Here is a 6,089-nt window from a genome sequence, read left to right as displayed (position 1 = left end):
GGTGTCGAGGCGCTGAGCGGCGCGTTGCCGGGCTGCGACACCCAGCTGTGGCTGCTGACCCGGCCGGATTGCCGTGCCCTGCGTTCGGTACAGACACTGTTCTTCAGGGTGTCGCGCTGGATCAGCTGGCCATCGACTTCGGCCAGGCCTTCGCAGGCTTCGCTGATGATGGTGTTCAGGCGCGCCATGTCCAGCGGCGCCAGGCTGCCGTCGGCCAGGGTGATGCGGATGCTTGGGTGCGGCTCTACCACGGTGTCGGTGGTGGCGCGGGTGGCGCGCTCTTTGGCGCGCTGGTCGCGGTAGATCACGTAGTCGCGGGCAACTTTCTGCTCGCCGGCGCGCATCAGGGCCAGTTCGACCTGGTCCTGGATTTCTTCGATGTGGATGGTGCCACCCGATGGCATGCGACGCTTGAACGTGGCGGTGACCTGCTCGGTCAGGCGCGCTACGGTGTCGTGGATGCGCGACGAGGCAGCGGCGGTGCCACCTTCAACTGCGAGGAACGCCTTGGTGATGGCAACGGTGATCTTGTCGTCGGTGTAGGCGACGACGGTGCCGTTGCGCTTGATCACACGCAGTTGGCCAGGGGCGGTGGCAGCCAGATCCTGGTTGGAATCGGCAGCCTGCGGCGCCAGGGCCTGCGGGTTCTCGCGAGTTGTGTCGGTTTGCATGGGTGGGTGTCTCCACAGTTTCTATATTGTTCAGGCGCCTTGACGGCGCCCACCGTTCCATCCATCAGTTCGACGGCCCAGGCGGGGATGCTACGCGCACGTGCATTCGCCGCCTCGGGCTACACCGACTTCGGGACAGACTCAGGAATAAGGGGCAATCGAATGCCGCTCCCTGGCCGAAGTCAAAGGTTCTGGGTCTTGCCCCAAAAACTGTTGCTGTCGGGTGCCAGGCAATGCCTGCAACACCCATACCCGAACAAGGCCCTGGCGGGCTTGCCTCGGTCGCCTGCGCAGGAGCGCTTCGGCTGCTGAAATCACCTAAAGTTCCGCCAGAAAAAACGCTTGAATTTCTGCGCGGGCTTGTGTTTGTGATTTTGGTCGAACCCCAACATGTAGTGGTTCGCTGCATTGGGGATACAAGATAATGCGGTATTGGGGGCTTTGCAAGGTGACTGGGCTGTGGATAAGTTGTGCGTACTTTGTGAGTGAAAGGTGAGTATTCGCTGTAGGCCTTGTCGCACGAGGATTTCACTATTTTTCAGCTTCTCAAAAGCCCGTTGCAGAATCTTGCGGGCGCGAACCGTATCACGAAAAACTCTTCACGACGGTGCGCCGGGTGAGGTTGGCAGTGCGGGGTGTGGGACGTAGTATCCGGGGCAAATGTTGCCCTTTGGTGAAGCGTGGTCGCCTGTGCTGGCCTATTCGCGGGCAAGCCCGCTCCTACAGGTTTTGCGCCGCCCCTGTAGGAGCGGGCTTGCCCGCGAAAGGGCCGACACTGACGAGCAAATAACTATAAGAAGCAGAGGAACTCCATGGACCAACCCATCCCGCGCATCCTGATCGTCGAGGACGACCAGCGCCTGGCCGAACTCACCGCCGAGTTCCTCCAGGGCAATGGCTTCGAGGTCGCGGTGGAAGGCGATGGCGCCCGCGCGGTGCGGCGCATCATCGACAGCCAGCCGGACCTGGTGATCCTCGACCTGATGCTGCCCGGCGAGGATGGCCTGAGCATTTGTCGCCGGGTACGCGGCCAGTACCCCGGCGCCATCCTGATGCTGACCGCGCGCAGCGACGAGCTCGACCAGGTGCAGGGCCTGGACCTGGGCGCCGACGACTACATCTGCAAGCCGGTGCGCCCGCGCCTGTTGCTGGCGCGCATCAACGCGCTGCTGCGGCGCGTCGATGCGCCCGAGAGCAAGCGCCACGACCTGCGTTTCGGCCCCTTGCGCATCGACAACCGCCTGCGCGAGGCGTGGCTCGGCGAGCAGCAGATCGACCTCACCGGCGCCGAGTTCGACCTGCTCTGGCTGCTGGCGAGCAACGCTGGCAAGGTGCTGTCGCGCGAACAGCTGTTCACTTCCCTGCGCGGCGTCGGCTATGACGGCCAGGACCGCTCCATCGACGTGCGTATCTCCAAGATCCGCCCCAAGATCGGCGACGACCCGATCCACCCGCGCCTGATCAAGACCCTGCGCAGCAAGGGCTATCTGTTCGTCGGCGACACCACCCCATGAACTCGATCTTCCTGCGTGTGTATGGCGGCATGCTCGCGGTGCTGGTGCTGGTGGCCGTGCTCGGCGTGCTCAGCCTGCATCTGGTCAACGAGGTGCGCGCCGGCCAGCACCGCGAGCGCCTGGCCCAGGGTACTTTCAGCCTGATGGCCGACAACCTGGCGACGCAGAACGAGGTGGAGCGCAAGCGTTCGCTGCTGATGTGGGAGCGCCTGCTCGGCGTGCAACTGGAGCTGGTGCCGCTGTCGGCGCAAGCGCTCGACAGCGCCCAGCGCAGCCGCTTGCAGCGCGGCCTGGTGCTGGTCGACAAGGTCGGCCCACACACTGCCCAGGTGTTGCGCCAGGTCGGTAATGAGGACTTGCTGCTGCTGGCCCAGGTCAAGCAGGTCAGCGAGCAACTGGCCCGGGCCACCTTGTACCTGCTGGCCGACGAGCTGGTGCGCTACCCGGTGACCGAGCAGCAGAAGCGCCTGGCGCAAATCAAGCAGAGCAAGGGCTTTGGCTTCGATATCGCCTTGCAGCGCCTGGAGCGGGTAGGGCTGGACGATGACCAGCGGCGCCGCGTGGAGGAGGGCGACACAGTGATGGCGCTGGGCCGCGATGGCGACTCGATCCGCGTGTTCTCCGGGCTGGCCGGCTCGCCCCTGGTGCTGGAGATCGGCCCGCTGTACCAGCTCAACCCCTATCCGCCGCAGTTGCTGATTCTGATCGCCTTCCTCGGCCTGTGCCTGATCGGCCTGGTGGTGTACCTGCTGGTGCGTCAGCTCGAACGCCGTGTCACGGGCCTGGAAATCGCCGCCACGCGTATCGCCCAGGGCAGCCTCGACACCCGCGTGCCGGCCGGTGGCGCGGATTCGGTGGGGCGCTTGGCAGCGGCGTTCAATGGCATGGCCGAGCACTTGCAGCGCTCGCTGAGCATGCAACGCGAGCTGGTGCGGGCGGTGTCCCATGAGCTGCGCACGCCGGTGGCGCGCCTGCGTTTCGGCCTTGAGATGATCGAAAGCGCCAGCACCGACCAGGCGCGGGCCAAGCACCTGGCTGGCATGGACGGCGACATCCAGGACCTCGACAAGCTGGTCGACGAGATGCTCACCTACGCGCGCCTGGAGCAGGGCGCGCCGGCCCTGAAGTTCCAGCGGGTCGACCTCGACGCGCTGCTCGAACGGGTGATCGCCGAGCTGTCGCCGCTGCGCCCCGGCGTGCAGGTGCTGCGTGGCGTGTGCCAGCCTGGGGAAGATGCCCAGGCCTGGGTCGAGGCCGAGCCGCGCTACCTGCACCGGGCGTTGCAGAACCTGGTGAGCAATGCCATGCGCCATGCCGAGTCGCAGGTGCGCCTGAGCTACCAGCTGGGCCAGCAGCGTTGCCGCATCGAGGTGGAGGATGACGGGCCGGGCATTCCAGAAGGCGTCTGGGACCGCATCTTCACGCCGTTCACCCGCCTGGACGACAGCCGCACCCGGGCTTCGGGCGGGCATGGCCTGGGCCTGTCGATCGTGCGGCGGATCATCTACTGGCACGGTGGGCGGGCGGTGGTCGGGCGCAGCGAGACGCTGGGCGGCGCCTGCTTCAGCCTCAACTGGCCGCGGGAGCAGGCGCGCAGTTGATCAGACGCTGACCAGGCTCAGCAGGTGGCCGTCGTTGACGCAGAACTGGCCTTGCAGCTCGCGGCCGTTGTGCCACTGCGCCGAAAGGTCGGTGAGCAGGCGCAGGCGCGCCTGGCCATCGGCTGACCACTCCAGCACCTCGGCGTGTTCGAAGTAGAAGCGCTTGAGGGTGATCGGGTAGAGCGCTTTGAACAGGCTTTCCTTGAGCGAAAAGGTCAGGGTCACGGTCAGGCCGATCTGAGCCGGGTCCAGGCGTTGCAGCTCGGCGGGGGTGAGGATTTCCCCGGCCAGGCGCTCGGCGCGCTCGTCATCGAGCAGGGTTTCCTGGTCCAGCCCCAGGCCGGCGCAACTGTTCGAGCTGGCCACCACGGCGGCGGCCCAGCCCTGGCCATGGGTGATCGAGCCATGTATGCCGACGGGCCAGATCGGCGAGCGGTCTTCATGGGTGGCGGGGACATAGTCGCGACCATCGAGCTGCTGCAAGGCGGCGCGAGCGCAGACCCGGCCGGCCAGGTACTCGGCTTGGCGCTTGGCCACCGAGCGTTGCAGGCTGGGGGTTTGGGCAATGCCGGCGCGTTCGAAGTCGTCGGCGGCCAGGCGGGCAGGGTCGAAGGTGCAACTGACCAACTGCGCACCCGGCAGCGGGTTGGGCAGTGGCCAGTGGTGCTGAAGCGCGGAGCAGCAGGTGGGGAGTCTGTTCATGGCGGCTATTGTGCCAGCCGCGGTTGTTGTCAGTCGAAGGCCTTCTTGAAGAACGCCTGCATGTCCGCCCAAGAACTTTCATCCGCCGCCTTGCTGTAGCCGATATCCGGCCCGCCATGGCCACCATGGCTCAGGCGGTCGGCATCGGGGTTGGTGAAACCATGCTTGGCGCCTTCGATGCTGACGAACTGGTAGTCGGCGCCCGCCGCGTCCATCTCTTTCTTGAATGCCTCGACCTGCTGCGGCGTGACCATGCTGTCGGCCGCGCCATGCTCCACCAGGATCTTGGCCCGCACCACGCCCGGCTTGGCTGGGGTCTGGGTGACCAGGGCGCCGTGGAAACTCACCACGCCGTCCATCTTCACGCCGCGCCGCGCGGCATCCAGCACCACCTTGCCGCCAAAGCAGTAGCCCACGGCGGCGAGCTGGTGCTTGTTGGTGTTCGGTTGCAGTTTCAGCAGCTCAAGGCCGGCATCGAAGCGCCGGGCGGCGGCGGGGTCCTTCAGCGCTGCGGCCATGAACGCCTGGGCGTCCTGTGGGTGCTCGGTGTTCTTGCCATCGCCATACATGTCGATGGCCAGGGCGTTGTACCCCAGCGCCGCGAGGTCGCGGGCGCGGCGCTTGGCGTAGTCGTTCAGCCCCCACCATTCATGCACCACGACCACGCCGGGGCGTTTGCCCTCGATCGCGTCGTCGTAGGCGTAGTAGCCGATCAGCGCAGTGCCGTCGGCATCCTGGTAGCGGATCTCGCGGGTTTGCACCGCCGCCTGGGCAAGGGCGGTACAGCACATCAGGGCCAGGGCAAGCAAGCTACGCATGTTCAACGCTCCATTTTTGCAGGCGAAGGTTCGTTCAGGCCGGGTTCAGGCCGGGTTCAGCAGCGGTTCAGGGCTTGCTCCCTACTCTAGCCCCCACACAGCCACAACGCATCCAACTGGAGTACCTGACCTATGAAAACGCTCAATACCCTGATCGCCGCCATGGCCGTTTGCGCCGCAGGCATCACCAGCGCCCAGGCCGACGACACCTTCGCCAGCCTGACCTACGGCCAGACCAGCGACAAGATCCGCAAATCCGGCCTGCTGCAACGCAACACCGACCACTTCAACGCCGACGGCATCATCGGCAAGGACAGCACCTACGGCGTACGCCTGGGACAGATCAACGACCAAGGCCGCTACTACATCACTTACGACAACGTGTCCGGCGACCACAACGGCATCAAGTTGCGCCAGGAAAACCTGCTCGGCAGCTACGACGCCTTCCTGCCGATCTCGTCCAGCACCAAGCTGTTCGGCGGTGGCAGCCTGGGCATGGTCAAGCTGAGCCAGGAATCGAAAGGCGCCAGCCGCGACACCGACTACGGCTATGCTGTCGGCCTGCAGGCCGGTGTGCTGCAACAGGTGACCGACAACACCTCGGTCGAGCTGGGCTACCGTTACCTGCGCAGCAATGCCGCCACCGAGATCAGCAGCCACGGCGGGCCCAAGACCGGCACCATGCGCCTGACCAGCAGCGCCCAGACCTACCTGGCAGCCAGCTACAAGTTCTGAGGTTGAGGGTATCCTGTAGCGGCCTATTCGCGCCGAACCGCCCCGGAG

General features: G+C 65.7%; 6 protein-coding genes. 3 read left to right on the top strand and 3 right to left on the bottom strand.

Translation table 11 applies throughout. The annotated features are described in order from the left end of the window. A partial coding sequence (locus ACQKPE_RS25555) for an ATP cone domain-containing protein (RefSeq protein ID WP_427669465.1) occupies positions 1-671 on the bottom strand: 671 nt, incomplete at its 3' end. A gap of 812 nt (positions 672-1,483) precedes the next feature. Between ACQKPE_RS25555 and ACQKPE_RS25550 the strand changes: the two genes are divergently transcribed. Next, positions 1,484-2,185 (top strand): response regulator, encoded by a 702-nt coding sequence (locus ACQKPE_RS25550; protein WP_427669464.1) that lies wholly within the window; start codon positions 1,484-1,486, stop codon positions 2,183-2,185. After that, positions 2,182-3,786 carry an ATP-binding protein gene (locus tag ACQKPE_RS25545; RefSeq protein WP_427669463.1) on the top strand — a complete coding sequence of 535 codons (1,605 nt, stop codon included), beginning with the start codon at positions 2,182-2,184 and terminating at the stop codon, positions 3,784-3,786. Before ACQKPE_RS25550 ends, ACQKPE_RS25545 begins: the two co-directional genes overlap by 4 nt. On the opposite strand, the gene ACQKPE_RS25540 is transcribed toward ACQKPE_RS25545, so the two are convergent. Next, positions 3,787-4,488, bottom strand: a complete 702-nt coding sequence (locus ACQKPE_RS25540) for a 4'-phosphopantetheinyl transferase family protein (protein ID WP_427669462.1) — start codon at positions 4,486-4,488, stop codon at positions 3,787-3,789. A 29-nt stretch (positions 4,489-4,517) separates the two neighbouring features. After that, positions 4,518-5,306 (bottom strand): dienelactone hydrolase family protein, encoded by a 789-nt coding sequence (locus tag ACQKPE_RS25535; RefSeq protein ID WP_427669461.1) that lies wholly within the window; start codon positions 5,304-5,306, stop codon positions 4,518-4,520. A 132-nt stretch (positions 5,307-5,438) separates the two neighbouring features. On the opposite strand from ACQKPE_RS25535, the gene ACQKPE_RS25530 reads away from it, so the two are divergent. Continuing rightward, positions 5,439-6,041, top strand: coding sequence for a hypothetical protein (locus ACQKPE_RS25530; protein WP_427669460.1), 603 nt, complete (start codon positions 5,439-5,441; stop codon positions 6,039-6,041). Positions 6,042-6,089: the final 48 nt, after the last annotated feature.

The organism is Pseudomonas sp. NPDC089554 (assembly GCF_050280645.1).
Classification (GTDB): domain Bacteria; phylum Pseudomonadota; class Gammaproteobacteria; order Pseudomonadales; family Pseudomonadaceae; genus Aquipseudomonas.
Note: the sequence above shows the minus strand (reverse complement) of the source record. Positions and strands in the feature narration are given on the sequence as shown.